We start from the raw sequence: 26,101 nt of genomic DNA on the forward strand, positions 1-26,101 counted from the left end.
TTTGATTGCCTGATGCTCAAGAATCCAGCAAATCCAATAATCCGATACGTGTGCGCAAACCCCAATAGCCGGACAGTCCCGTCGTGCTGTGGCGCACACGGCCGTTTTTCACCAAAACGATGGTCGGCGTTACCCGAACCTGCCATTGCCCCGACCATGCGCCGTCGGCATCGTTTACCGTATCAAACTGCCAGCCGTGCGTTTTCAGATATGCGCCCACTTCTTCATCGCTGCCGGAGCGCAAAGCCACGCCGATTACCGGAATGCCTTGGCGCGACAGTTTGTCTACCGCAGGCGAAGTATGGCGGCAGATGCCGCACCAAGAGCCCCAGAAATACAGCACGGCGGTACGGTTTCCGCCGGCTTCGGCCAGCGTGGTTTGCCGCCCCTGTATGGTGTGCAGCGGCAAAGCGGCCGCCCCAGGCGGCACATTCGGCGCGCGCCACCAGTCCAGGACAAGGCTGACGATGATGAAGGTTGCCGCCATCGCAAGGGCTTGGCGTAAGAATTTAAAAAGGTGTTTGCGTGTGATGTGCATATTATTTGTTTTCGGTTATCAGGATGGGCAGAGGTGTTTTTCAGACGGCCTCAATATTCAATTTCCAACCACAAAATCCACCGTATGCGCTTCGCTGTAATCGGGAATTTCCAGCTTATTGATCATGCGGTGTATCACATCGTTCGGCACGGAATGTTCGCGGTTACGGTTTTGCGACAGCAATTGCGTGTAAGGCACTTCCAAATAAATCAGGTGTACCCGCGCGCCGTAGTCGGCGAACATCGGCAGCCACTTGCTGCGCAGGTCGCGGTTGAGGTTGGTGGCGTTGAAGACAAATGACGTGCGCGCGCGCAGGTATTCTTTTGCCTGCTCTTTACCCAAGCGCACGGCTTCGGCGGTGTGTTTCGGGTCGGCAGGGTCGAGTTTGCGCTCGCGACGGATGTCGTCCAGCGACAGCATGGGCAGATGGGCGAGGTGTCGCCGGATATAGCTGTCTTTGCCGCTGCCCGCTATGGCGCACATGGCGTACACGTCAAAGGTTCGGTCGTCAAACGGTTGGTAATCAGGCATTTCGCTGCGGCCGTTGAGGTAAAGATAGCGGCCGTAATCGCTGGCGAAATCGCGCGCTTTGCCCCAGCAGCCGTTTTCTTCGCACAACTCGCGGAACAAGTCGATGCGCAGCAGGATATCCTGTTGATCGTTGCAGATGCGGCCAAGAATGTCGGCTTTGGCAAGCATGGCGAGGTGGGCGGTATCGACCTGCAAAGAAGCAGCGATGGCGGCGCGTTCCGGATTCGGTTTGTCGATTGCCCACAGCGGCAGCCCGTGCAAGCGCACAAGTTTGGCTATCGCTTCGCGCACGGCAAATGGCGCGACAAGTTCGGTGTAAAGCAGGGTGCGTGCCGTATATTCGCCTTTTTTGGCATGGTGCGGCGACACAATCCGCTCTTTGCCGCCTTGGCTTTCGCGCTTGGTGGTGCTGCGTTTTTCTACGTCGTGCAACATGGCGGCTGTAAATAAGATATGTTGCTCCTGCTCGCCGAGTGCTTGGAATTCGGGCAGTTGCAGCAGGGCTTCGCACACCATTTTGGTATGGACGAACACATCGCCTTCCGCGTGCCATTCAGGATCCTGCGGCACGTTTTTCATGTCGGCAAACCAGCTGAAACGGTGTTCCAAAGCTTGCCAGTCGGGGAGTTTGCCGGGTGTGTAGTGGGGGAATGTCCACATGGTGGTCTTTCTTATTATTGGATGGTTTGACTTCAGGTCGTCTGAAACTGCCAGCTTTGCCAATGGTATTTGTCGTAGTCGATAAGGCGGGCGGGTTTCCAGGTTTTTGTCCAATGCACATCGGTTTTAACGTGTTTGGCGCGAACGAGTTTGAAGAGGTTGTCAAACTCGTTGGACTGTACGGGCAGGTTGCCGTTGTTGGTGGCAAAATCAGCGGCGTTGCGGATGACGAAGCCTTCGCTGCATGCTTCGCCTGTTTTCGGGTCGTAGCCGCCGAGTTTGCCTGCGGTTTGTACGCTGTCTGTCCATGTTGCACCTAAATTGGCGGTAAGCCATTGTGCTAAGGCGGTGTCTTCGTCGGCGTATTTTGGGGTGAATTCGCTAAGCGGCTGCACGATGGGAAGTTCGGGGACTGTGGGGAAATCGAAAAGCTGAGCATAGAATTTGACTTCTTCCCACGACAGCCAATGTCCGCCGCGTCGGACGGCAAACAGGTAAAAATAGCTTTCCAACTGCGAATAGGCGATGGAGTGGATGCCGTACATGTTTTCGCCGAAAAGTTCGAGGTCGCCCAAGTCGTTTTTGATGTGCTGCCAGCGTTGTAGCAGCGGTTTGTCCCAAGGATGTTGGGTGGGGGCAGCATGGCTGCGGGCATAGAGGCCGTGGGCGGCGAAGCAGTTGTTTTGTCCATCCAGTTTTTCGGTCAATACCAATTGCGGCAGAGTAGCGAAATGTGCGAGGTAGCCGCGAGGCATAAAGCGGTCGTCTGAAGTTGTGCCCAAGCTGATGGGTGCGTGCAGGCTGCGGGCGTATTTTTGCGGGGTTTGGGTCATGTGCTTGGTCTTTCGGCTGGATTTTATTGTCAATCGTTTTTTCAGACGGCCTCCATTATAGTGGATTGGCTTGCATCGGGATAAGGTCGGGCAGGTTTATCTGTCTGATGCGCCGAAGGTCAGATGTAATTCATATTGTTCCGCGTGTTCTGCCAAGATGTGCTGCAAATCGCCGATCAGGCGGTTTATGGTGTGTGTGTATGCCGCGGTGTCGAGTTGGGACAGTGCGTCCAATTCGTCGAAACATTCGATGATGTTCTGTCATTCCGGTGTGCGGCAGGGCAGGATTTGACGGTAATTTTTCGGCAGCCGCAATGTCCAAATACCGGCTTCGGGCGGAATGCTGTTCGACTTTGTTGCAGTCGGCAGACCTCATGCCAATAGTGCGATGCAGAATGTCGGGTTTTTGGGGTGTATAGTGGATTAAATTTAAACCAGTACGGCGTTGCCTCGCCTTGCCGTACTATCTGTACTGTCTGCGGCTTCGTCGCCTTGTCCTGATTCAAATTTAATCCACTATATATGCAGGGTGGTCATTTTAGGTTTGCCGCTATTGCCGTATGGGCGGGAATAGGTGGTTTGGGAATGGTCGGAAGGCCGTCTGAAAGCGCAGCTTCAACGAAGTTAAAACGATTTGCGGTTTTCAGACGGCCTCTTCTTTGGACGGTTTGGCGGCAGATTGTACCCTGCTTTGAAACGGACGGTGGTTTTCCGTTCAGCCTTTGGCGGTAAAGCGTTTGTTAATCCGCAGGCGTTCGCCGCGGCCGGCTTTTTTGATTTCCAGCCAGTCGGCGTAGATGGCGTGGATAAGGTTGCGGATGGTTTCAAAGCCGTATTGCTGCGGGTCGGTGCCTTGTGCGGCCAGTTGTTTCGATACATCGCCCAAGCGCGCCCAGCCTTGTTCGTCGGCGGCCGCTTCGACGGCCTGCTGTACGGTGGCGATGATGCGGGTAACGGGCAGTTTGCTGTTTTTGGCAGCGGGTTCGGGTTTGGCCGGTGCCGGTTGTGCGGTGTCTGCCGTTTGGGCGGGGGCGGCATTTTCGTTTTTGGCTTGGTTTGATTTTTTGCCGCGCGTTTTGCGTTTCGGTGCGGCGTTGTGGCCGTCTGAAACGCTTTCTTCCGCCTGATTGGCTGCGGCGGGATTTTCAGACGGCCTTTCCGCCGGTTTTTCCGCGGGCTTGTCGGCAGGTTTGCTGCGGCGGACTTGGAGTTGGTTGTTGTCGGTGCGGTGTTCGAAGATGTCGAAGGATTTGATGAGGTCGGAGAGTTTGCCGTAGCCGTAAAGCCTGGAGTCGAAATCGGGGTTGATTTTGCTGATGTAGCTGCCGATGGGGCCGAGGTTGGCCCAGCCGAGGTCGTCGGCATTTTCGCGCACGGCGCGTTTGAGCAGGGGCAGCGCGTCGGGTGCGGCGGCGGATTCTTCGGCGGCAGGGTTGTTTTTGCCGTTGTTTTTCTCTTTTTCTTGGCGTTGTTTTTCGGGACGGAAGATTTCGGTGTAGACGAATTTGTCGCAGGCTTTGCGGAAGGCTTCGGGCGTTTTCTTTTCGCCGAAGCCGTATACGGTCAGGCCGCTTTCGCGCAGGCGGCTGGCCAGGCGGGTGAAGTCGGAATCGCTGGATACGATGCAGAAGCCGTCGAAGTTGCCGCTGTAGAGCAAATCCATCGCGTCGATGACCAGGGCCATGTCGGTGGCGTTTTTGCCTTTGGTGTAGGCGAATTGTTGGACGGGGATGATGGCGTGGGGCAGGAGGGCGGCTTTCCATTTGGAAAGGCCGTGGCTCCAGTCGCCGTAGATGCGTTTGACGCTGGCGATGCCGTATTTGGCGATTTCTTCGAGCAGGCGGTCGATGATGTCGGCGGGGGCGTTGTCGGCGTCGATGAGGACGGCGAGTTTTTTATTGGCCAGTGTGGTCATGGGGGCTCCGTGCTGTTTTGTCTATTGAGGCCGTCTGAAAACCGTTTTTCAGACGGCCTTATTGCAAATAAGGCAGCCCGTGTGTTCGGGCTGCCGTTTGTTTTACAGGCTGTAATACATTTCGAATTCCAGCGGGTGTGGCGCCATGCGGATGCGGCGCACGTCTTCTTCTTTGAAGGCGATGTAGCTTTCTATCCAGTCTTTGCTGAATACGCCGCCGCGCAGCAGGAATTCGTGGTCGGCTTTGAGGGCGGCCAGTGCTTCTTCCAGCGATGCGCAGACTGCAGGCACTTGCGCGTCTTCTTCGGGCGGGAGGTCGTAGAGATTTTTGCTGGCGGGGTCGCCCGGATGGATTTTGTTTTGGATGCCGTCCAAACCGGCCATCAGCAGGGCGGCAAAGGCCAGGTAGGGGTTGGCGGTCGGGTCGGGGAAGCGGGCTTCGATGCGGCGGGCTTTCACGCTGTTTACAAACGGGATGCGGATGGAGGCCGAACGGTTTTTGGCGGAATAGGCCAGTTTGGTCGGTGCTTCAAAATGCGGCACGAGACGTTTGTAGGAGTTGGTGGACGGATTGGTAATCGCGTTCAGGGCTTTGGCGTGTTTGATGATGCCGCCGATGTAGTAAAGCGCGGTGTCGCTCAGGCCGGCATAGCCGTCGCCTGCAAACAGGTTTTGGCCGTCTTTCCAGATGGATTGGTGGACGTGCATGCCGCTGCCGTTGTCGCCCATGATGGGTTTGGGCATGAAGGTGGCGGTTTTGCCGAAGTTGTGCGCGGTGTTTTGGATGACGTATTTCATGTCCTGCGTTTGGTCGGCGCGGCGCACCAGTGTGTTGAAGCGGGTGCCGATTTCCATTTGGCTGCCGGTGCCGACTTCGGCGTGGTGAACTTCGACTTCGATGCCGATTTCTTCCAGAATATTCACCATGGCCGAACGCAAATCCTGCCCTGCGTCCACGGGTGCGACGGGTGCGTAGCCGCCTTTCACGCCGGCGCGGTGACCGGTGTTTTGGCCGTCCAGATGCAGGCCGCTGGCCCATGCGCCGCTTTCGGAGGTGATTTCGTAGCGGGTTTTGTGCATGTCGGTTTCAAATTCGACGCCGTCGAAAACGAAGAATTCGGGTTCGGGGCCGAAGAAGGCGGTGTCGCCGATGCCTGAGGATTTCAGATAGGCTTCGGCGCGGCGGGCGATGGAGCGCGGGTCGCGGTCGTAGCCTTGTCCGTTGGCGGGGTCGATGACGTCGCAGGTCAGCACGACGGTAACGTCGTCGAAGAAGGGGTCGATGAAGGCGGTTGCAGGGTCGGGGCGCAGCTGCATGTCGGAAGCCTGGATGCCTTTCCAGCCGCCGATGGAGGAGCCGTCGAACGCCTGGCCGTTTTCAAACCATTCTTCGGGGTCGTCCAATACGATGCGGGCGGGAATGGTGAAGTGGTGCTGTTTGCCTTTGGTGTCGGTAAAACGCAAATCGACAAAACGGGCTTCGTGTTCTTCTATCAGTTTGATAACGTCTTTGACGGACATGGTCTGCTCCTGAGATGGCGGGAAAATGGGACGGCACGCAATATAAACATGAAAGGTAAAATTATCAACAATTTTACACCTTCGGCCGGGATGTTTGGGTTTGAACTTCGCCGCAGCCGCGCTTTCAGACGGCCTTTTCGATGGTGAGGCCGTCTGAAAGCGGGTTTCCGGCAACGGATGCGGCGTTGCCGCGCGGGATGTTCCGCCATTCCGCGCGTTTTGCGCCCAGCGCTTCTTCGAGGACGCGGCGGGCGTTTTCAGACGGCATCCGGCCGCAGAGGAAGACATCGACGGCGGCGAAGCCGTATTCCGGCCAGGTGTGGATGCTGATGTGCGATTCGGCCAAAAGCAGTACGCCGGTTACGCCGCCCGCGCCGCCGAAGGTGTGGAAGCGGCTGTCGAGTACGGTGGCCTGCGCGGCTTCGGCGGCGGCGGCAAGGATGGTTTTCAGACGGCCTTCATCGCGCAGGAGGGTGGGGTTGCAGCCGTAAAGGTCGAGCAGGCCGTGGCGGCTGAGGCTGCGGGTCATTTGTGGCCTCCGGAGAAGCCGCCGCCGTAATAGCCGCCGCTGCTGTTGTAGCCGCTGTAACCGCTGCTGTCGGTGTTGGAAAACATATAGTTCAGGCCGGTGGCCAGTGAGACGACTATCAGACTGACGGTGAGGAAGCGCGAGAGCGAAGGAACTGCGCCGTTTTCCGATGCCATGCCGAAGTTATACAGATAGAAGCCCGCGATGCCGACGGTGGTTGCTGTCCATTCGCCGTCGCCGTAGAAGAAGGCGGGCAGGTTGAGGACGCACAGGAGGGCGATGGTAATCCAAACGATGCCCGACGGGGTTTGCCTGTCGTCGCCGGACGGGGTATTCATCGCTGCCGTTTTCAGACCGAAGGCTTCGGCGATTTCGCGTTTGCTTGCGGGTTCGCTGCGGCTCCAGGCGATTTCGTTTACGGACAGTTCGGAGCCGATTTTGCCTTTGCCGCTTTTGTAGTCGCTGTGAAAGGTGAGGTCGCGGTGGCGGACGTGCCAGTAGAACGCGCCGGCGGCGTAGCCGACACGGCTGCCGTAGTCGTAAAGTTTGTCGCCTCCTTGGGGTTGGCCGTGGCGGTCGAGGCGCGGCCAGTCGTGGAGGGTTTGGGCGATTTCCCAGCCGCTGTCGGATTCGATCAGCCAGAGGAAGCTGCCGGAGGTCGGATGGTAGAGCAGGTATTCGCGCCAGAATCCTTCGGGGACGATGCCGGTGGGGCGTTTGAAGGCGTACATCAGGTCAAAGGCGGTTTGGGCTTCGAGTTCTTCTTTGTGTACCGCGCCGATGACGATGTAGTTGCGGCCGCGCAGTTTGCCCTTGCTGCCGATAGGCAGGGTAAGTGCTTTTTGCTGGGCGGCGCGCATGGCGTCGGCTTCGATGAGTTCGACTGTGCCGCCGACGGCTTCCAGGTCGCTGCCGCAGCTCGGGCAGAGGATGTTGTTGGCCAATCCGTCCACCCAGTGTACGGGCGAGCCGCAGTTGGGGCAGTTTTCGGATTGGCGCGTGCCTTTCAGACGGCCTGCACCGGCGGTGATTTGGTCTTCGGTGCGCAGATTTTCCAGTTGCAGGTCGTCGAGTTTGACGGTGTTGCCGGCGTAGAGGGACGGCGGGTCGTCGCCGTAGTCGGTGGTGAGGAAGAGGTTTTCGTAACGCCAGTCTGCGGTTCGGCTTTCGATGTCGCGGTTGAATTCAAACGGCAGCTCGCCTTGTGCGGCGGCGTGTTTCATCGTGACGCGGCGCACGTCGGCGGCCATGAAGCGTTTGCCGTTGTAGTCGAGGGTGGAGAAGCCGGCGCGGATGTCGTCGAAGGGGGGGAGTTGGAGTGCGGATTCGATTTGCGGACGGGTCAGGGAATAGATGTCGCCGGATTCGGACAGCCAGCCCGTGCCGCCTTCGTCGAACAGGATGTGCCATTCGTTCCACACGCCCGCGTCGTAGTGCATCTGCAAACGGCCGATGATGTTGAACGCGGCCGTGCCGTAGCGGCCGCGCGTGCCGATTTGCAGCGGGCTGAAGTCTTCCAGCAGGGCGGAGTCGCGGCCTTTGTCGATGATGCCGCCGTCTTGGCGTACCAACATGCTGTTGCAATAGCCGCAGACCAGCGTAACCGAGGTGGGGGAATGGGCGTGTACGGGTGCGCCGCAGCTTGGGCAGTCGGTATGGAAGAAGGGTTCGCTCATGGTCGGTATTTCCTAGGCGGGCGGGTGGCCAATTATACGGTTTTGGTTTTCAGACGGCCTCTATGTATGCGGCAGGAGGCCGTCTGAAAAGTTATTCCGCCGTTGCGGGCGGCGTTCGGGGCAGGGCGGCACGGTTGTTCAGGTGTGCGGTACGGCCGGTTTCGGGGAGGCGGTAGTCGGCCTCTATCAAATAAGTCGTGCCCGCGTGGCTCAGCAGGCGCAGGTCGGCGGGGCCGAAGCGGGCCGGTTGTTCACGGCCGCACAGGCTGTCTTCCAAACCGAGGCAGTCGATTTGCCGCAGTTCGCCGTCGCGTCCCTCGGCAATCAGGCGGTGGCGGCAGATGGTGGTGCTGCCGGTGCGGCGGTCTTTGAAGCAGGTGTACTGGGCGTTTAGTTGCGCCTGCGTCATGCGGATTTCGCGGTCGGGCGCGGTTAGTTCCTGTCGGCGGTGGGAAATGCCGGCGGCGATGACGGCCAGTCCGACGGCAGCAAGCAGTGCCATGATGCAGATAACGGCAATTTTCGCGCTTTTGTCGCGGCGGACGTTTCCGCCGTCTGGCGGGGTGTTGCCGACATCGAGGTTGTCGCGCAGGCCCAGCCGCTGGCAGAGCAGGCGGCAGAAGGCTGCGGTTTCTGTGTAATCCGCGCCGTAGGGCATCATGAGGTAACCTTTTTCGCCGGCCGAGGCGTGGGTCAGCGTTACGATGCAGCCGCCTTTGGGCAGCCACAGGCCGAAATGGCCGTCGAGTTGCAGCGTTTCGCCGATTTTGTTGTAGTGGTAGCGTTGCAGGCGGGCGTTGGCCAAATCCAGGCGGACGAAATCCTGAGGCCGGAAGGAATACATGTTTTCCGTCCTGAGGTTTCCGGAGTCGGGAATCAAGTAAGGGATGCCATCCGCCATTTTGCCGCCGAACCAAAATAGGCTGAATACGGCGGCTGCGACGGACAATAAAATCAGCAGCCCGAACAGCTGGGGCGTTTTCGGCAGCATCCATGCCGCCAGCAGCAATACGTCGGCGGCCAGCATAATGCGGGAAACCTTCCTGCCGCCTGCGGCATCCAAGTACGGCGACGGGTTGGCAAACCATAATACGTCCGCGCCCGCTTCCAGTTCGCGCGTCAGACGTTGCAGCATTTGGCGGCTGCTTTCCGTCAGGACTTCGGGCGGCAGGGTGGGCGGATGTTTCGGCACGGGGCTTCCTTGTTTTGTCGGTCGGCCTTTTTCAGACGGCCTTTTGGGAATGTGGGGCCGTCTGAAAAACGGATTTTTTGTGGTGTCAAACCGCCGAAGGGCGGTTGGCAAACGGGTTGCCTTTATGCTGCTTTTCCTCATGCGCCGAAGTGATGGGGAAGGCGGCCCTGTTTGCGTATTGCGGTTTGTTTGTTGTGATGTGAGGCCGTCTGAAAAAAAGGAAACGGTTTTTCAGACGGCCTTTTGCCGCCGTTTAATTGATGAGTTGTTTTAACACCTCGGCTTTGGCTTTTTCGTAATCGTCGGCAGAAATCAGGCCGCCGTCGAGCAGGCCTTTCAGTTTTTGCAGTTTGGCCTGAGGGTCTTCTGCGGCAGCCGGGGCGGCGGTTGCCGTTGCGGCTGCGGCGGTACCTGCTGCCGCGGGCTGCATCATGCCGGCCATTGCGCCCGCCACGGTTTGCCCGATGCCTGCGCCCACGCCCAAGCCTGCGCCGATGCCGGCCAGTCCGCCTTCGTTTTGCGCCGCCATGGTGATGGATTCGGCGGTTTGGTATTGGGCGAACTTGCCCATGTCGCCGACGATGCCCATGGAGATTTTTTTGTCGAGTGCTTTTTGGATGTTCTCCGGCAGGCTGATGCTTTCGACGGTGAAGTTTTCCAGCGTGAGGCCGAGTTTGGCAAACTCGGGCGCGAGCAGGCCGGTCAGTTGCTGCGACAGCAGGACTTGGTTGGCGGCCATGTCGAGGAAGGGGATGCCGGAAGTGCCGAAGGCGGTGGCAAGCTGGGTAACGGCGAGGTTGCGCAGCTGCTGTTCGAGCTGTGCGCCGGTGTAGCTTTCCACAACGCCGCTGACTTCTTTAAAGAATTTTTCCGGGTCGGCGATGCGGTAGCTGTACATGCCGAAGGAGCGCAGTTGCACCGCGCCGAATTCGGCATCGCGTACGGTAACGGGTTGCGCCGTGCCCCATTTGCGGCCGAGCTGCTGTTTGGTGTTGAAGAAGTAAACGTCGGATTTGAACGGGGATTGGAAGAGTTTGTCCCAGTTTTTCAGGTAGGTCAGGATGGGCAGGGTTTGTGTGTTGAGCGTGTAGCGGCCGGCGGGGAATACGTCGGCGGTTTTGCCTTCGTCCACAAACATCGCCATCTGCGCCTCGCGCACGGTCAGGCTGGCGCCGTTTTGGATTTCCTGGTCGGCAATGGGAAAACGCCATACCAGGGTTTCCTCGTCGGGATTTTCCCACTGGATGATGTCGATGAACTGCTTCTTGATAAAGTTGAACATGGAGGAGTCCTTTCGTTAAGACAGACAGGCGGCGTTGAGCAGGCCGATGGCTATGGAAATCGAGCCGAACAGGGTACCGACGGCGACATTGTTGCCCGCCAGTTCTTCGGATGCCTGCGGAATCAGGCGGGTGGCGGCGAAGTACACCAAAATTTGCAACACGGCGGCGGCCGCGCCCCACAGGACGAAGTCGGGCAGGCTGACGCTGTGGGCGATGCTGGATGCCAGCGGCAGGCAGAATCCGACCAGTGCGCCGCCGAAGGAGAGGGCGCAGGCGAGGTTGCCGTTTTTAATCAGCTTCAGTTCGCGCACCGGCGTGATTTTCAGGTAAACCGTGCCGAAAACCAGCAGCATCAGTATGGATGAGAACATATATTGCAGGTATTGGCCGTATTGGACGAGTGAAATGGACATGGTTTCTTCCCAAAAAAGGCGGACGGCCGATTATGCCATAAATTATCGTGCAATCATGATGTTTGAGGCGGACTTTATCCGCACGCGCGTCCGTCTTTCAGACGGCCTGCCGAAACCTCGGTCGGCGGGTTTAAAAAGCATGCGGATAAGCCTATAATCCGCAGGCCGTCTGAAACGGGCCGACCGCTTTCAGGCGGCCTGTATTTCCACCGACACCGAAACGACAAAGGACGACGAACCATGAGACCACTGCGCGCCGACATCCGCCTCGACCGCCTGCGGGAAAACTACCAAACCCTGAAACGGCTGCACGGCGGCAAGATGCTGGCCGTCTTAAAGGCGGACGCATACGGGCACGGCGCGGTACGCTGCGCCCACGCGCTGGCCGATTTGGCCGACGGGTTTGCCGTCGCCTTTTTGGAAGAGGCCGTCGAACTGCGCAAACAAGGCATCACGCAGCCCATCGTGCTGCTGGAGGGCGTGTTCGATGCCGCCGAATACGCCGCCGTGGACGAATACGGCCTGTGGCCGGTGGTGGCCGACCAATGGCAGCTCGAAACCCTGTTGAAACACGAATGGAAAACGCCGGTGAAAGTGTGGCTGAAAATGGATTCCGGCATGCACCGCGCCGGCTTTTTCCCGCACAACTACGCTTCGGCCTACACCGCCCTCGCGCAAAGCGGCAAAGTTTCCGACATCGTGAAAATCAGCCACTTCGCCTGTGCCGACGAAGAAGAACGCGGCATGACCGAAATGCAGCTTGAGGCCTTCGACATGGGCTGCGCCGGCCTGGCGGGCGAAGAGAGCCTGGCCAATTCCGCCGCCATGCTGGCCTATCCGCAGGCGCGGCGCGATTGGGGCAGGGCGGGGCTGGCCTTGTACGGCATCGACCCGTTCCTAGAAAATGACCCGCGCATCAAGCCCGTGATGAGGCTGGTGAGCTGCGTGTTTGCCGAACGCGTTTTGCAGCCGCACGAGCCGATAGGCTACGGCGCATCGTTTTACACCAAACGCTCCACCCGCGTCGGACTGGCGGCCTGCGGCTATGCCGACGGTTATCCGCGCCGTGCGGCAACCGGCACGCCCGTGGCCGTGAACGGCCGCCGCAGCCGCATCCTCGGCAGGGTTTCGATGGACATGCTGACCGTCGAATTGGCCGATACCCACGAAGGCGTAGGCAGCGAAGTGGAACTGTGGGGCGACACCGTTAGCATCAACGAAGTCGCCGCCGCGGCAGGCACCATCGCCTACGAACTGCTGTGCAACGTCAAACGTGCGAAATTCGTTTACATCCAATAGGCGGGAAAGCCGCAGAGGCCGTCTGAAAAACACTTTCAGACGGCCTGAAACATAAAAAGACAAAGGTAAAACAACATGACGACCGAAACCGCCACTTTGGCTTTGGCCAAACAGCTCATCGCCCGCGCATCCGTTACCCCCGACGACCAAGGCTGTCAGGAACTGCTGGCCGAACGCCTGCAAAAAATCGGCTTTACCGTCGAACAGCTGGATTTCGGCCAAACCAAAAACATTTGGGCGCGGCGCGGCAGCGGCGCACCGCTGCTGTGCTTCGCCGGACATACCGACGTCGTCCCCAGCGGGCCGGAGGACAAATGGACATCGCCGCCGTTCGAGCCGACCGAACGCGACGGCCGCCTCTACGGACGCGGCGCGGCGGACATGAAAAGCAGCATCGCCGCCTTCGTTACCGCCTGCGAACGCTTCGTGGCCGCCCGCCCGGACCACGCGGGCAGCATCGCCCTTTTGATTACATCGGACGAGGAAGGTGACGCGCTGGACGGCACCACCAAAGTGGTGGACGTTTTGAAAGCGCGCGGCGAAACCATAGACTACTGCATCGTCGGCGAGCCGACCGCCGTCGATACTTTGGGCGATACGGTTAAAAACGGCAGGCGCGGTTCGCTGTCGGGCAACCTGACCGTTAAAGGCAAGCAAGGCCACACCGCCTACCCGCATCTGGCCGAAAACCCCGTCCACAAAGCCGCCCCTGCGCTGGCCGAGCTCGCCGCCGCCGAATGGGATCGGGGCAACGCCTATTTCCCGCCGACCGGCTTCCAAATTTCCAACATCAACGGCGGCACCGGTGCGACCAACGTCATCCCCGGCGAGTTGAACGTCAAATTCAATTTCCGTTTCTCTACCGAATCCGATTCAGACGGCCTGAAACGGCGCGTGCACGAAATCTTGGACAAACACGGTCTGAATTACGATTTGCAGTGGACGCTTTCCGGCCAACCCTTCCTGACCGAAGTGGGCAGGCTGACCGAAGCCGCGCAGGCCGCCGTTGCCGAAATCTGCGGCGTGCGCGCGGAACTCTCCACCAGCGGCGGCACTTCAGACGGCCGCTTCATCAAAGCCATTGCGCGCGAACTCATCGAATTGGGGCCGGTAAACGCCACCATCCATCAGATTGACGAAAACGTCGAACTCTCCGCCCTGCCGAAACTGTCGGCAGTCTACGAACGGATGCTGGCAGAATTGCTGGTGTAGGGATGCTTTAACTATCCGAGGCCGTCTGAAAGCTTGGTTTTCAGACGGCCTCGATTGTTTTCGGTTTGCCGTTTTGCGGCAAAATCAAATTCCGCAGTCAGTATTTGCCGTGCGGAGGATGCGCACGGCCGGCACATCGATGCGCATGGATGCGGTGCTTAAAATCAGCTTGATTTAAATTGTCTTATTTTTGCAACTTAATAACATATAAAGTTATGGTATAACTTGACTAAATGACCGCGTGGTCGCGAAAATTCCGCGTTTTTTTTGGGCGGCAGGCCGGACAAATTGTTGGCCGATTTGGGCGTGCCGAAAGGTTATTTCAAATCGAGAAACATCGGATAAATCAATGGAACATGCTTTTACAAACAGACTATTACCGCTAACGGCAGCACTCATGCTGGCGTTTCCCGCTTATGCCGCCGCAGCCGGACAGAGTGCGGACAAGCCGTTGGATGCGGAAGTGGCTTCGGTTGAAGTGCGCGGCATCGGCAAACAGACCGCAACCAATTACACCGTGCCCACTTCTTCGGTTGCGACCGGCATCAGGCTGACCCAGCGCGAAACGCCGCAATCGCTGTCCGTCATCACCGAAAAGCAGATTGACGACCAACGGCTCGATACGCTGCAAGACGTTTTGAAACAAGTGCCCGGCGTGTACCACAGCAAAATGGGCAACAATGCCACGGGCGACAGCCAATTTGCGGCGCGCGGCTCGGCCATCGACAGCGTCAGCGTGGACGGCGCGGCGAAATTTCTTTATGAAAGCAATTCGATACGCCGCAGCACCAACAATCTCGACAGCGCGCTTTACGAACAGGTGGCGGTGGTACGCGGTTCCAGCGGCCTGACCAACGGCGGCTTCGGCGAACCGTCGGGCATGATTGCCTTGGAGCGCAAAAAACCGCAGGCCAAACCTTTTACCGTTTTGGAAGCGGCGGCAGGTTCATGGCAGCATTACCGCTTCATTGCCGATGCCAACAGCCCGCTGAATGCTGACAACACCTTGCGCGGCCGCGCCATATTCGTCAGCGATCACGGCGGCGACTACCTGCCGCGCACCGGCCGCCACAACCATACGCTCTACGGCATCCTGTCTTACAACGTACAGCCGCAAACGCAAGTGCAGCTCGGCACCGAAATCCACGTCAACCGCAATACCGGCAGTTCGCGCTTTGGTTATCTGACGATTGCCGGCAACGAAACCGACGGTTTTATCCCCTTTGAGGCCAACCCGCGCAACAATTCGTCGGCCAATTGGGCATACGGCAAGGAAACCCGTGCCGAACTTTTCACCCGCCTGCGGCATGAATTCGACAATGGTTGGCAGTTGGACGGCAGCTATGCCTACCTTTACGGCAAAAACGACAATCTGTCGGCCATTGCGGGTACATATGACATCAATGCCGATTATTCCAGCTACGTCAGCGTCGATTTGGACAAGAGCCGCTCCAACGAACACAAATTCAACTTGAATCTTAACGGCGATTACGGATTGTTCGGCCGCCGCCACGAATTCAATACCGGCATCAGCTATCTGAACAGCAAGGATTACGGCCCGTATTACGGCGACAAAGACGTGCCGGTTGCCGACCTCCGCCGCTTCGACGGCAATATTGCCCGCCCCGAACTGCCTTACCTGCAAGACGGTTATCAGCAAAGCAAGCACTTGTCGGTTTACGGCTCGACACGCTTCAAACTCACCGACAAATGGTCGTTGATAGGCGGTATGCGCCTGATGAACTGGAAGTATGCCTACCGTACCGAGCGCAACCGTTTTGCCGACGGACGGCGCAGCGAAAAAGCCTTCATCCCCTACTTGGGCACGACTTACGACATCACGCCGAACCTGACTGCTTATGCAAGCTATACCACGGTTTTCCGCCCGCAGGTGCGCTATCTGACCCAAAACGGCAACCCCCTTGCCCCGCAGCGCGGCAGAACTTACGAAACCGGATTGAAAGCCTCATGGTATGAAGGCCGTCTGAACGCCGCCGTTTCCGTATACCGCAACAAACGCGACAAAATCGGTGTGCCTGCGGGCAGGCTGCCCAATGGGGAACGCTACTATAAGGCTGAAGACCATACCTCCAACACCGGCGGCGAACTTTCGATTAACGGCCGTCTGAACGACCGTTGGCTGCTCAATGCCTCTTATGCCCGTTCGAAAACCAAAAACAGCAAAGGCAAACAGATTAAAACCACGTATCCCGTGCATCTGTTCAAATTCTTCACCAGTTACGACATCAACGACCGCCTGACTGTCGGCGGCAATGTCAACTGGCAGAGCTTCATTATCGACGACCGCGAGGAAGTTACCGAACCGGCCGCGCGCAAGGCACTCGCACAGCGCGCCTACGCCACCCTCGACCTGACCGCGCAATACAAAATCGGCAAGCGCACCCGCGTCGCACTCGATGTTGAAAACGTGTTCAACAAATATTACAAAACCATGCCCGATATTCATGTCTACGGCACGCCGCGCAGTATCACGGCATCGCTGAGGTACACGTTCGACTGAGTATCGCCATCGGAAAGGCCGTCTGAAAACAGAATATCGTTTTCAGACGGCCTCAGTGGATGTAGTCGGCCGCTTCATTGCCCGCTTGCACAATATCCGCTGCCAATACACTCAATAAAAAGGTGAATACTATGAATACACAAACCCCTTCCGACACCGGCCAACAAGCCAACCGCCGCTACCTGACCGTGTGGCGGTGGCATTTTTATTTCGGGCTGCTGACCGCTCCTTTCCTGACCCTGCTTGCCGTAACGGGGCTGGGCATGCTGCTGTTCGCCAACATCACCGGCAAAGAGGGCGAACGCCTGCACGTTACCCCGCAGGCGCAGGTTCAGCCCTTGTCGGCGCAGGCGGAGGCGGCGCGGCAGTTCGTCAATGAAAAATCCGCGTCGGTGGTGCAATACATCGCGCCGCGCGCCGACGATATGGTTGCCGTGTTCCGCGTGAATAACGACGACAAAGCAACCATGGTCGCCGTCGATCCTTACAAGGCGAAAGTCGTCAGTTCCATGCCGCGCAATGAGGGCTGGTATCACACGATGGACGAAATCCACGGCGACATCATGCTCGGCACGGCGGGCGATTACCTGTTGGAAACCGCTGCATCGCTGACCATCCTGATGATGATTACGGGGATTTATCTGTGGTGGGCGAAACAAGGCCGTCTGAAACCTATGCTGGTGCCGAAAGCAGGCAAAGGACGCTCATGGTGGCGCGACTTACACGGCGCATTCGGCACATGGGTTTCCCTGATTTTATTGCTGTTCTGCCTGTCGGGCATTGCCTGGGCGGGCATTTGGGGCGGCAAAATGGTTCAGTCTTGGAGTCAGTTCCCCGCCGGAAAATGGGGGGTGGAGCCGAACCCCGTATCGACCTTGCCGACCCACGGCGATGTGTTGAACGACGGTAAAACCAAAGAAGCACCGTGGGTTCTGGAACTCACGCCCATGCCTGTTTCCGGTACGACGAAGGGCGAAAACGGCATCAATCCGAGCGAACCGATGACTTTGGAAACGGTTGACCGCTTCGCCCGCGAAATCGGTTTCAAAGGCCGCTACCAGCTCAACTTGCCCAAAGGCGAAACGGGCGTGTGGACGCTGTCGCAGGATTCGATGAGTTACGACATGGTCAGCCCGACCGCCGACCGCACGGTACACATCGACCGGTACAGCGGCAAAATCCTGGCCGACATCCGTTACGACGATTACAACTTCTTCGGTAAATTCATGGCGGTCAGCATCGCGCTGCACATGGGGACGCTGGGCTGGTGGAGCGTGCTGGCGAACGTCGTATTCTGCCTGGCCGTCATCTTCATCTGCGTCAGCGGCTGCGTGATGTGGTGGAAACGCCGTCCGTCCGAAGCGCGCGGGCTGGTTCCCCCGGCACAGAAAATCAAGCTGCCGGTATGGTGGGCAATGGCGGTGCCGCTTTTGGTTGTGGCGGTATTGTTCCCGACCGCCATCATCGCCATCGCCGTGATTTGGCTGCTGGATACGGCTTTGCTGTCGCGGATTCCGGCGTTGTCGCGTTGGTTTAAATAATCGGTGGCAATCAAGGTTGAGGCCGTCTGAAAACCGTTTTCCGTGTGGGAAATACGGTTTTCAGACGGCCTTTTTCAGTGCGCGCGGCTTACGGCGTGTAATGGCGGAAGATACCGCCTTCGGTAATCGTCCACAATGCCGCCTTTGCGCCGGCACTTTTCAGGGCGTCGTTCGTCCAAGTGTTGCAGGTGTAAAAGAGGTTGTAGCTGCCTTTCGCTTCGTAGAAGGCGTCGCTTTCGCCGTAATGGATGTCGGCGGTAACGGGGATGGTGCGGCCGTCCCGCCATTTCAGGCTGTTGCGGATGTAGGCGGCAAGTTCGAGGTATTGGCGGCGGCTGACGGTAAATTTGGCGCAGCGGCCGCAGTTTTCCATGCTGTCGTAGTAGGTGGTGTGGATGGCCGATTCGCTGAGGCCCGATACGGCTTTCAGGGCGGTGGATGCGGTCAGGTCGGCCCAAGTCGGCGTGTTGAGGTAGAAGTTTTTGTCGCCCCAGCCGACGGCAATCCAGTCGGCACTTTGGCCGCCCGCGGTGTCGGCGGCGGGAAAGGTGGTTGTCCAGTCGGTGTCGCCGTTGCGTGAGGGCATGACGATGTCGGTGTGGATGCCGTTGGAAATCAGGTAGAGGGTGATGTCGGCGTCGCCGTCGGCCTGCCTGTCGCTTTTAATCATGGGCAGCAGGAAAACGGCAGCTATGTAGGCAACCAGAAGGAAAAATAGGTCGATCAGGACTCTGCGGCAGAAGCGGAAGGCGGATTTCATGATGTTTGCCCGTCGGCAGGAGGGTTGTCCGCGTCGGTGTGGGCGGGCAGGGTGGCGATGGCGCGGGTGAATTCGGATACGTCGTTGAAACTTTTGTAAACGGATGCAAAGCGGACATAGGCCACTTGGTCGGTGTCCAGCAATGCCTGCATGGCCATTTCGCCGATGAGGCGGGAGGGGACTTCTTTTTCGCCCAGTCGGTAGAGGCGGCCTTCGATTTTGGCGACCAAGTCGTCCACGTCTTCGCTGCCGAAGGGGCGTTTGTGCAGGGCGCGTTCGAGGCTGGTGCGCAGTTTGTGCGCGTTATAGGGAACCCGGCTGCCGTTGCTTTTAATGATGTCGGGCAGGCGGACGTCGAGGGTTTCGGTGGTGATGAAGCGTTTGTCGCACGAGGGGCAGCGGCGGCGGCGGCGGATGCTGCTGCCTTCGTCGGTCAGGCGCGAATCGGTAACCAGGGTGTTGGGTTGCTGGCAGAAGGGGCATTTCATAAAGGGATACTTTCTTCAGACGGCCGCACCGGCGGCGCGGGCGGCGGCCAAACCTTCTTCCGCGCTCATGTAGCGGGGGTTTGCGGGGCAGTCGCGTTTTTCAATCAGGCCGTCGCGGAACATGACGAGTTCGTCGCAGGCCAGTTGGTGCCAGATTTCGTTTTCGGTCAGCGGCAGGGTGGCGATGACGGCGACGCGGTCGTTTGGGGTGGTAACGGCGGAAAAGTCGATGGCGACATCGTCGTCCAGCAGGCGTGCTTCGCCGAAAGGGGCTTGGCGCACGATGTAGTGGAGCAGGGTGCTGGCGTGGGCAAACATGACGAGGCCGTCTGAAAGGATGAAGTTGAACAGGCCGTGGCTGCGGATTTCGGCCACGAGTCCGGCAACGGCTTGAAACAGGGTGTCGTCATCGGGGCGTTGGTCGAAGCGTTGGCGCAGTTGCTCGAGGATGTGGCAGAAGGCGCGTTCGGAATCGGTGTCGCCGACGGGGCGGTAATATTGGCCGACGGGCGGGTGGAAGCCTTGCAGGTGGCCGTTGTGGGCGAACATCCAGTAATGCCCCCACATTTCGCGCACGAAGGGGTGGGTGTTGGCCAAAGAGGTGCGGCCGCTGGTGGCTTTGCGGATGTGGGCGATGACGTTTTCCGATTTGATTTGATAGGCCTTGATCAAGTCGGCCACCGGGGATTGCGCACTGGGTTTGTCGTCGTGGAACAGGCGTACGCCTTTTTGTTCGAAAAAACCGATGCCGAAGCCGTCCACGTGGTGGTCGGTCAGCCCGCCGCGCCTGCGGAAGCCTTCAAAGGAAAAGACGATGTCGGTGGGTGTGTTGCAGTTCATGCCAAGAAGTTGGCACATGGCGGTATCCTTTAAATATAAGTTGTGCCGCAGTTTTCAGACGGCCCGATGCTGTTTTGTTTCGTGCGGATTCTAACATAGCGTCGGTGGTTTCGCAGAGGTGAGGGGAGAAGGGGAGGCCGTCTGAAAACCGGCTGGAGGTTTTGTTTTAAATGTATGACAGCCATGTTTTCAGACGGCCTTTTTGTATTCCGTTTTCCAACACTTTAAGTATTCACAATAAAACCAAGCGGCAGTATGGCAAAAACAGGTTGCTTCCTGTAAAATCGACCGCTTTATTATGTAAAAAATCTTTACATTTTATGCTTCGCCTGTTTCCGGCTCCGCTAGCTGTAGCCGTGTGCGCAAGCACCTCTGTAGAAGAATACCGTTGGCGGCACAGTAGTTTGCCGTACCACTTTCCCCAACCTACCAAAAGTAACGCATCCCTATGATTAAAATCAAAAAAGGCCTAGACCTGCCCATCGCGGGCAGACCGGAGCAAGCCGTTTACGATGGTCCGGCCATTACCGAAGTCGCGTTGCTTGGCGAAGAATATGCCGGTATGCGCCCCTCGATGAAAGTCAAGGAAGGCGATGCCGTCAAAAAAGGCCAAGTGCTGTTTGAAGACAAGAAAAATCCGGGCGTGGTGTTTATTGCGCCGGCTTCCGGCAAAATCGCTGCGATTCACCGCGGTGAAAAGCGCGTGCTTCAGTCGGTCGTGATTGCCGTTGAAGGCGATGACGAAATCGAGTTTGAACGCTACGCGCCCGATGCGTTGGCAAACTTAAGCGGCGAAGAAGTGCGCCGCAATCTGATTCAATCCGGTTTGTGGACTGCGCTGCGTACCCGTCCGTTCAGCAAGATTCCCGCCGTTGATGCCGAGCCGTTTGCCATTTTCGTCAATGCGATGGACACCAATCCGCTGGCGGCAGACCCTGTGGTCGTGATCAAAGAAGCCGCCGAGGATTTCAGACGAGGTTTGCTGGTGTTGAGCCGCCTGACCGAACGCAAAATCCATGTTTGTAAAGCAGCCAGTGCGGACGTGCCGTCTGAAAACGCCGCCAATATTGAAACGCACGAATTCGGCGGCCCTCATCCCGCTGGTTTGAGCGGTACGCACATTCATTTCATCGAGCCTGTCGGTGCGAATAAAACCGTTTGGACCATCAATTATCAAGACGTGATTGCCATCGGACGTTTGTTCGTAACAGGTCGTCTGAACGCCGAGCGCGTGGTTGCTTTGGGCGGCCCGCAAGTCAACAAACCGCGCCTCTTGCGTACCGTTTTGGGCGCGAAGGTGTCGCAAATTACCGCCGGCGAATTGGTTGACGCAGACAACCGCGTGATTTCCGGTTCGGTATTGAACGGTGCGATTGCACAAGGCGCGCATGATTATTTGGGACGCTACCACAATCAGATTTCCGTTATCGAAGAAGGCCGCAGCAAAGAGCTGTTCGGCTGGGTTGCGCCGCAGCCGGACAAATACTCGATTACGCGTACGACCCTCGGTCATTTCCTGAAAAACAAACTCTTCAAGTTCACGACAGCCGTCAACGGCGGCGACCGCGCCATGGTGCCGATTGGTACTTACGAACGCGTGATGCCGCTGGACATCCTGCCTACCTTGCTTTTGCGCGATTTAATCGTCGGCGATACCGACAGCGCGCAGGCTTTGGGTTGCTTGGAATTGGACGAAGAAGACCTCGCTTTATGCAGTTTCGTTTGCCCGGGTAAATACGAATACGGCCCGCTGTTGCGCAAGGTGCTGGAAACCATTGAGAAGGAAGGCTGATTATGGGCTTGAAACATTTTCTTGAAAAAATCGAACCGCACTTCCTGCCGGGCGGCAAACATGAAAAATGGTATGCCCTTTATGAAGCTGCGGCGACGATTTTCTACACATCAGGTGCGGTAACGCGCAAAGCGGCGCACGTCCGCGACGCGCTGGATTCCAAACGCATGATGATTTTGGTGTGGCTGGCTTTGTTCCCCGCCATGTTTTACGGTATGTACAACGTCGGTGCGCAGGCATTCGGTGCGTTAACACCCGATTTGCTGCAACAAAGCATCGCCAACGACTGGCATTACGCCCTTGCCAACGCTTTGGGCATCAATATATCGTCTGAAGCGGGCGTGTTGGGCAAAATGCTGTTCGGCGCGATTTACTTCCTGCCTATTTACGCGACCGTATTTGCCGTCGGTGGTTTCTGGGAAGTCTTGTTCGCCACCGTGCGCAAACACGAAATCAACGAAGGTTTCTTCGTGACTTCGATTCTGTTCGCCTTAATCGTTCCGCCTACGCTGCCGCTGTGGCAGGCCGCCTTGGGTATTACCTTCGGCGTGGTGGTTGCGAAAGAGGTGTTCGGCGGTACGGGTAAAAACTTTATGAACCCTGCGCTGGCAGGTCGTGCTTTCTTGTTCTTCGCCTATCCTGCCAATATTACCGGCGACACCGTTTGGACGGCGGTTGACGGCTATTCCGGCGCAACTGCGTTAGCTCAGTGGGCGGCGCACGGTTCAGACGGCCTGCAAAATGCCGTTACCGGTAAATCCATCACTTGGATGGATGCGTTTATCGGCAACCTGCCCGGTTCCATCGGCGAAGTATCCACTTTGGCGCTTTTAATTGGCGGCGCGTTTATCGTGTTTGCCCGCATCGCTTCTTGGCGCATTATTGCCGGCGTGATGATCGGTATGATTGCCATGTCTTCGCTGTTTAACGTCATCGGTTCAGACACTAACCCGATGTTCAGCATGCCTTGGTACTGGCATCTGGTCGTCGGCGGCTTCGCCATCGGTATGTTGTTTATGGCGACCGACCCCGTTTCCGCTTCCTTTACCAATGTCGGCAAATGGTGGTACGGAGCGCTAATCGGCGTGATGTGCGTGTTAATCCGTGTGGTCAATCCGGCTTACCCCGAAGGCATGATGTTGGCGATTCTGTTTGCCAACCTGTTTGCCCCGATTTTCGACTATTTCGTCGCACAAGCGAACATCAAACGCAGAAAGGCGCGCAGCAATGGCTAAGAAATTCGATAAAGACAGCTTCAGCGGCACGCTGATTGTGGTTTTGGCGGTCAGCCTGATTTGCTCGGTCATCGTGGCGGGCGCGGTTGTCGGCTTGAAACCGGTGCAGGAGAAACAAAAGGTTCAGGACAAGCAAAGCTACATCCTGAGCGTTGCCGGTTTGCTCGATAAAAATACCGACATCAGCAAAACCTTTGCCGACCGCATCGAACAACGCGTGGTCGATTTGGCGACCGGCGAATATGTGAAAGACGCGCCGAAAGACTTCAGCGCGCGCGTTGCCGCCAAAGACCCCGCACAAAGCATCCAAATCAAACCCGAAGACGATTTGGCAGGCATCAAAAGCCGTGCCAAATACACTGAAGTTTATTTGGTAAAAGGCGATGACGGCAAAGTCAGCCAAATTATTCTGCCTATGCACGGCAACGGTTTGTGGTCGGTCATGTACGGTTTCGTCGCCATCCAACCTGACGGCAACACCATCAACGGCATCACTTACTACGACCAAGGCGAGACTCCGGGCTTGGGCGGTGAAATCGGCAATCCGTTGTGGCAACAAAAATTCGTCGGCAAAAAACTCTTTGACGAACAAGGCAAACTTGCCCTGCACGTCGGCAAAGGCGCAAGCTCAGACAAAGAACACGGCGTAGATGCACTCTCCGGCGCATCGCTCACTTCCAAAGGCGTACAAGGCTCGTTCGACTACTGGTTCGGCGAAAACGGCTATATCCCCTACCTGAACAAATTGAAATCAGCAGGAGCACAATAATGGCTGATATGAAACGCTTGAAACATTTGATGTTTTCACCCTTTATCGACAATAACCCGATTGCCTTGCAGGTTTTGGGTATTTGTTCGGCGCTGGCGGTTACCACCAAACTTCAGACGGCCATCGTGATGGGTATTTCCGTCAGTTTGGTAACCGGTTTTTCCAGCTTCTTCATCTCGCTGGTGCGCAACTACATTCCAAACAGCATCCGCATTATCGTGCAGATGGCAATTGTCGCGTCGCTGGTTACGCTGGTTGACCAATTGTTGCAGGCCTATGCCTACGAATTGTCCAAACAGCTTTCCGTATTCGTCGGCCTGATTATTACCAACTGTATCGTGATGGGTCGTGCCGAAGCCTTCGCCATGAAAGAGCCGCCGTTGGAAAGCCTGGTGGACGGCATCGGTAACGGCGCAGGTTATGGCATGATGCTGATTATCATCGCAACCATCCGTGAGCTTGTCGGCTCTGGCAAACTCTTGGGTTACACCGTTTTCCAAACCGTGCAGGACGGCGGCTGGTATCAAACCAACGGCCTCTTCCTGCTGGCACCGAGCGCGTTCTTCATCATCGGCTTTTTGATTTGGGGTTTGCGCACATGGAAACCCGAACAGGCGGAGGAATAAGACATGGAACATTATTTAAGCCTTTTTGTGAAATCCGTCTTCATTGAAAACATGGCACTGTCCTTCTTCTTGGGCATGTGTACTTTTCTGGCGGTATCGAAAAAAGTATCCACCGCATTCGGCTTGGGCGTTGCCGTTACTTTCGTACTCGGCCTGTCCGTCCCTGCCAACCAACTCGTTTACTCGCTGCTCAAAGACGGCGCGATTGTCGAAGGCGTGGATTTGACCTTCCTGAAATTCATCACCTTCATCGGCGTGATTGCGGCTTTGGTGCAGATTTTGGAAATGTTCTTGGACAAATTCTTCCCCGCCCTCTACAACGCGCTGGGTATTTACCTGCCACTGATTACCGTAAACTGCGCGATTTTCGGTGCCGTTTCGTTTATGGCGCAACGCGAGTACAACTTCGGCGAATCCGTCGTGTATGGTTTCGGCGCGGGTTTGGGCTGGATGTTGGCGATTGTCGCTTTGGCGGGCATTACCGAAAAAATGAAATATTCGGATGCTCCCAAAGGCCTTAAAGGACTGGGCATCACCTTCATCTCCGCCGGCCTGATGGCGATGGCGTTTATGTCGTTCTCCGGCATCCAGTTATAAGAAAGGATTCGGCATGGAAATTATTTTAGGTATCGTGATGTTCACGGTCATCGTCTTGGCTTTGGCACTGATGATTCTGTTTGCCAAATCCAAGCTGGTGAGCGAGGGCGACATCACCATCAAAGTCAATGATGAAAAAGAGCTGACTATGCCCGCCGGCGGCAAACTGTTGGGCGCACTTGCCAGCCAAGGCATCTTCGTTCCCTCCGCCTGCGGCGGCGGCGGTTCGTGCGGACAATGCCGCGTTGTCGTGAAAAGCGGCGGCGGCGACATTCTGCCGACCGAGTTGTCCCACATCAGCAAACGCGAAGCACGCGAAGGCTGCCGTCTGTCTTGTCAAGTCAACGTCAAAACCGACATGGACATCGAAGTACCGGAAGAAGTGTTCGGTGTGAAAAAATGGGAATGCACCGTCATCTCCAACGACAACAAAGCCACGTTCATTAAAGAACTCAAGCTTGCCATTCCCGAAGGCGAAGAAGTTCCCTTCCGCGCCGGTGGCTACATCCAAATCGAAGCCCCGCCGCACACCGTTGCCTATAAAGACTTCGACATTCCTAAGGAATATCACGAAGACTGGGACAAATACAATCTGTGGCAATATGTTTCCAAAGTGGACGAACCGATTTTGCGCGCTTACTCCATGGCTTCATATCCTGAAGAAAAAGGCATTATCATGTTGAACGTGCGTATCGCCACGCCTCCTCCGCGCGTACCCGATGCGCCTCCGGGACAAATGTCGTCCTACATCTGGTCGCTCAAACCCGGCGATAAAGTAACCATCTCCGGCCCGTTTGGCGAATTCTTCGCCAAAGACACCGATGCCGAAATGGTATTCATCGGCGGCGGTGCAGGTATGGCGCCTATGCGTTCCCACATTTTCGACCAGTTGAAACGTTTGAACTCCAAACGCAAAATCACCTTCTGGTACGGCGCACGTTCCAAACGCGAAATGTTCTATGTCGAAGACTTCGACCAACTCGCAGCGGAATTCCCGAACTTCACATGGCACGTCGCCCTGTCTGACCCGCTGCCGGAAGACAACTGGGACGGCTACACAGGCTTCATCCACAACGTGGTTTACGAAAACCATCTGAAAAATCACGAAGCACCGGAAGACTGCGAATTCTATATGTGCGGCCCGCCAATCATGAACCAGTCCGTCATCAAAATGCTCAAAGACTTGGGCGTGGAAGATGAAAACATCCTCTTGGATGATTTCGGCGGTTAAATATTCGGCTTCAAAAACAAAAGGAAGAAACCAAGGTTTCTTCCTTTTTGGTTTAAATAGATAAAAAAGGCCGTCTGAGACCTTTGCAAAATCCCCCCA

Annotated in this window: 24 protein-coding genes and 1 pseudogene; 10 read left to right on the plus strand and 15 right to left on the minus strand. The window is 56.9% G+C overall.

Features of this window, described 5'->3' with window-relative positions:
• Positions 1 to 16 precede the first annotated feature (16 nt).
• From HMPREF3107_RS06125 to HMPREF3107_RS06170, 12 genes and pseudogenes are all read right to left on the minus strand, one after another.
• Complete coding sequence (locus HMPREF3107_RS06125) at positions 17 to 538, minus strand: protein disulfide oxidoreductase (protein ID WP_083284636.1); 522 nt, start codon at positions 536 to 538, stop codon at positions 17 to 19.
• A 57-nt stretch (positions 539 to 595) separates the two neighbouring features.
• On the minus strand, positions 596 to 1,729 hold the full coding sequence (locus HMPREF3107_RS06130; RefSeq protein WP_070454271.1) for an AAA family ATPase: 1,134 nt from the start codon (positions 1,727 to 1,729) through the stop codon (positions 596 to 598).
• Positions 1,730 to 1,761: 32 nt separating this feature from the next.
• Entirely contained in the window at positions 1,762 to 2,562 is an 801-nt protein-coding gene (locus tag HMPREF3107_RS06135) for an RNA ligase family protein (RefSeq protein ID WP_070454273.1), read from the minus strand.
• Between the two features lie 96 nt (positions 2,563 to 2,658).
• A complete protein-coding gene (locus HMPREF3107_RS12335; protein ID WP_204371723.1) occupies positions 2,659 to 2,796 on the minus strand; it encodes a hypothetical protein in 138 nt (45 codons plus the stop codon).
• Positions 2,797 to 2,945: 149 nt separating this feature from the next.
• Positions 2,946 to 3,083: pseudogene (locus HMPREF3107_RS12340) on the minus strand (IS5/IS1182 family transposase); the annotation flags it as partial.
• A gap of 194 nt (positions 3,084 to 3,277) precedes the next feature.
• The gene (locus HMPREF3107_RS06140; protein WP_070454275.1) at positions 3,278 to 4,477 is read right to left on the minus strand and encodes an NYN domain-containing protein; all 1,200 of its coding nucleotides are present in this window, start codon (positions 4,475 to 4,477) and stop codon (positions 3,278 to 3,280) included.
• A 102-nt stretch (positions 4,478 to 4,579) separates the two neighbouring features.
• Positions 4,580 to 5,998: a type I glutamate--ammonia ligase gene (gene glnA / locus HMPREF3107_RS06145; RefSeq protein ID WP_003773521.1), complete on the minus strand. Its 1,419-nt coding sequence runs from the start codon at positions 5,996 to 5,998 to the stop codon at positions 4,580 to 4,582.
• A 124-nt stretch (positions 5,999 to 6,122) separates the two neighbouring features.
• Complete coding sequence (gene speD, locus HMPREF3107_RS06150; RefSeq protein WP_070454277.1) at positions 6,123 to 6,527, minus strand: adenosylmethionine decarboxylase; 405 nt, start codon at positions 6,525 to 6,527, stop codon at positions 6,123 to 6,125.
• Complete coding sequence (locus tag HMPREF3107_RS06155) at positions 6,524 to 8,203, minus strand: DUF4178 domain-containing protein (protein WP_070454279.1); 1,680 nt, start codon at positions 8,201 to 8,203, stop codon at positions 6,524 to 6,526. Before HMPREF3107_RS06155 ends, speD begins: the two co-directional genes overlap by 4 nt.
• Positions 8,204 to 8,294: 91 nt before the next feature.
• Positions 8,295 to 9,395 carry a hypothetical protein gene (locus HMPREF3107_RS06160; protein WP_070454281.1) on the minus strand — a complete coding sequence of 367 codons (1,101 nt, stop codon included), beginning with the start codon at positions 9,393 to 9,395 and terminating at the stop codon, positions 8,295 to 8,297.
• 253 nt (positions 9,396 to 9,648) lie between these two features.
• Positions 9,649 to 10,677 carry an SPFH domain-containing protein gene (locus tag HMPREF3107_RS06165; protein WP_070454283.1) on the minus strand — a complete coding sequence of 343 codons (1,029 nt, stop codon included), beginning with the start codon at positions 10,675 to 10,677 and terminating at the stop codon, positions 9,649 to 9,651.
• Between the two features lie 15 nt (positions 10,678 to 10,692).
• Positions 10,693 to 11,091: a DUF350 domain-containing protein gene (locus HMPREF3107_RS06170; protein WP_049251620.1), complete on the minus strand. Its 399-nt coding sequence runs from the start codon at positions 11,089 to 11,091 to the stop codon at positions 10,693 to 10,695.
• 240 nt (positions 11,092 to 11,331) lie between these two features.
• Between HMPREF3107_RS06170 and alr the strand changes: the two genes are divergently transcribed.
• The 4 genes from alr (at position 11,332) to HMPREF3107_RS06190 (ending at position 17,664) form a co-directional block, all read left to right on the plus strand.
• The gene (alr, locus tag HMPREF3107_RS06175) at positions 11,332 to 12,390 is read left to right on the plus strand and encodes an alanine racemase (protein ID WP_070454284.1); all 1,059 of its coding nucleotides are present in this window, start codon (positions 11,332 to 11,334) and stop codon (positions 12,388 to 12,390) included.
• Positions 12,391 to 12,465: 75 nt separating this feature from the next.
• Positions 12,466 to 13,602: a succinyl-diaminopimelate desuccinylase gene (dapE, locus tag HMPREF3107_RS06180; RefSeq protein WP_070454286.1), complete on the plus strand. Its 1,137-nt coding sequence runs from the start codon at positions 12,466 to 12,468 to the stop codon at positions 13,600 to 13,602.
• Positions 13,603 to 13,999: 397 nt separating this feature from the next.
• Positions 14,000 to 16,123 carry a TonB-dependent siderophore receptor gene (locus HMPREF3107_RS06185; protein WP_246828601.1) on the plus strand — a complete coding sequence of 708 codons (2,124 nt, stop codon included), beginning with the start codon at positions 14,000 to 14,002 and terminating at the stop codon, positions 16,121 to 16,123.
• A gap of 131 nt (positions 16,124 to 16,254) precedes the next feature.
• Positions 16,255 to 17,664 carry a PepSY-associated TM helix domain-containing protein gene (locus HMPREF3107_RS06190; protein ID WP_070454289.1) on the plus strand — a complete coding sequence of 470 codons (1,410 nt, stop codon included), beginning with the start codon at positions 16,255 to 16,257 and terminating at the stop codon, positions 17,662 to 17,664.
• An 88-nt stretch (positions 17,665 to 17,752) separates the two neighbouring features.
• Here the strand turns inward: HMPREF3107_RS06190 and HMPREF3107_RS06195 are convergent, their stop codons facing one another.
• The 3 genes from HMPREF3107_RS06195 to HMPREF3107_RS06205 are packed head-to-tail and all read right to left on the minus strand — an operon-like array spanning position 17,753 to position 19,770.
• The gene (locus HMPREF3107_RS06195) at positions 17,753 to 18,424 is read right to left on the minus strand and encodes a TIGR02117 family protein (protein ID WP_083284637.1); all 672 of its coding nucleotides are present in this window, start codon (positions 18,422 to 18,424) and stop codon (positions 17,753 to 17,755) included.
• Complete coding sequence (gene nrdR, locus HMPREF3107_RS06200; RefSeq protein ID WP_003770053.1) at positions 18,421 to 18,912, minus strand: transcriptional regulator NrdR; 492 nt, start codon at positions 18,910 to 18,912, stop codon at positions 18,421 to 18,423. Before nrdR ends, HMPREF3107_RS06195 begins: the two co-directional genes overlap by 4 nt.
• 15 nt (positions 18,913 to 18,927) lie before the next feature.
• Positions 18,928 to 19,770: a class II glutamine amidotransferase gene (locus HMPREF3107_RS06205; protein ID WP_070454293.1), complete on the minus strand. Its 843-nt coding sequence runs from the start codon at positions 19,768 to 19,770 to the stop codon at positions 18,928 to 18,930.
• Between the two features lie 430 nt (positions 19,771 to 20,200).
• Here HMPREF3107_RS06205 and HMPREF3107_RS06210 point away from each other — a divergent pair, with 430 nt between their 5' ends.
• The 6 genes from HMPREF3107_RS06210 to nqrF are packed head-to-tail and all read left to right on the plus strand — an operon-like array spanning position 20,201 to position 26,002.
• Positions 20,201 to 21,544, plus strand: coding sequence for a Na(+)-translocating NADH-quinone reductase subunit A (locus HMPREF3107_RS06210; protein WP_070454296.1), 1,344 nt, complete (start codon positions 20,201 to 20,203; stop codon positions 21,542 to 21,544).
• A 2-nt stretch (positions 21,545 to 21,546) separates the two neighbouring features.
• Positions 21,547 to 22,779, plus strand: a complete 1,233-nt coding sequence (locus HMPREF3107_RS06215; RefSeq protein ID WP_070454298.1) for an NADH:ubiquinone reductase (Na(+)-transporting) subunit B — start codon at positions 21,547 to 21,549, stop codon at positions 22,777 to 22,779.
• Positions 22,772 to 23,548, plus strand: a complete 777-nt coding sequence (locus HMPREF3107_RS06220; protein WP_070454300.1) for a Na(+)-translocating NADH-quinone reductase subunit C — start codon at positions 22,772 to 22,774, stop codon at positions 23,546 to 23,548. The genes HMPREF3107_RS06215 and HMPREF3107_RS06220 overlap by 8 nt, the downstream gene beginning before the upstream one ends.
• Positions 23,548 to 24,174, plus strand: a complete 627-nt coding sequence (locus tag HMPREF3107_RS06225; protein ID WP_003776738.1) for an NADH:ubiquinone reductase (Na(+)-transporting) subunit D — start codon at positions 23,548 to 23,550, stop codon at positions 24,172 to 24,174. Before HMPREF3107_RS06220 ends, HMPREF3107_RS06225 begins: the two co-directional genes overlap by 1 nt.
• Positions 24,175 to 24,177: 3 nt before the next feature.
• The gene (gene nqrE, locus HMPREF3107_RS06230; RefSeq protein ID WP_003741087.1) at positions 24,178 to 24,771 is read left to right on the plus strand and encodes an NADH:ubiquinone reductase (Na(+)-transporting) subunit E; all 594 of its coding nucleotides are present in this window, start codon (positions 24,178 to 24,180) and stop codon (positions 24,769 to 24,771) included.
• Between the two features lie 13 nt (positions 24,772 to 24,784).
• Complete coding sequence (gene nqrF / locus HMPREF3107_RS06235; protein WP_003741084.1) at positions 24,785 to 26,002, plus strand: NADH:ubiquinone reductase (Na(+)-transporting) subunit F; 1,218 nt, start codon at positions 24,785 to 24,787, stop codon at positions 26,000 to 26,002.
• Positions 26,003 to 26,101: the final 99 nt, after the last annotated feature.

It is taken from the genome of Neisseria sp. HMSC31F04, from assembly GCF_001807735.1.
In the GTDB taxonomy this organism is placed as follows: Bacteria; Pseudomonadota; Gammaproteobacteria; order Burkholderiales; family Neisseriaceae; genus Neisseria; species Neisseria elongata.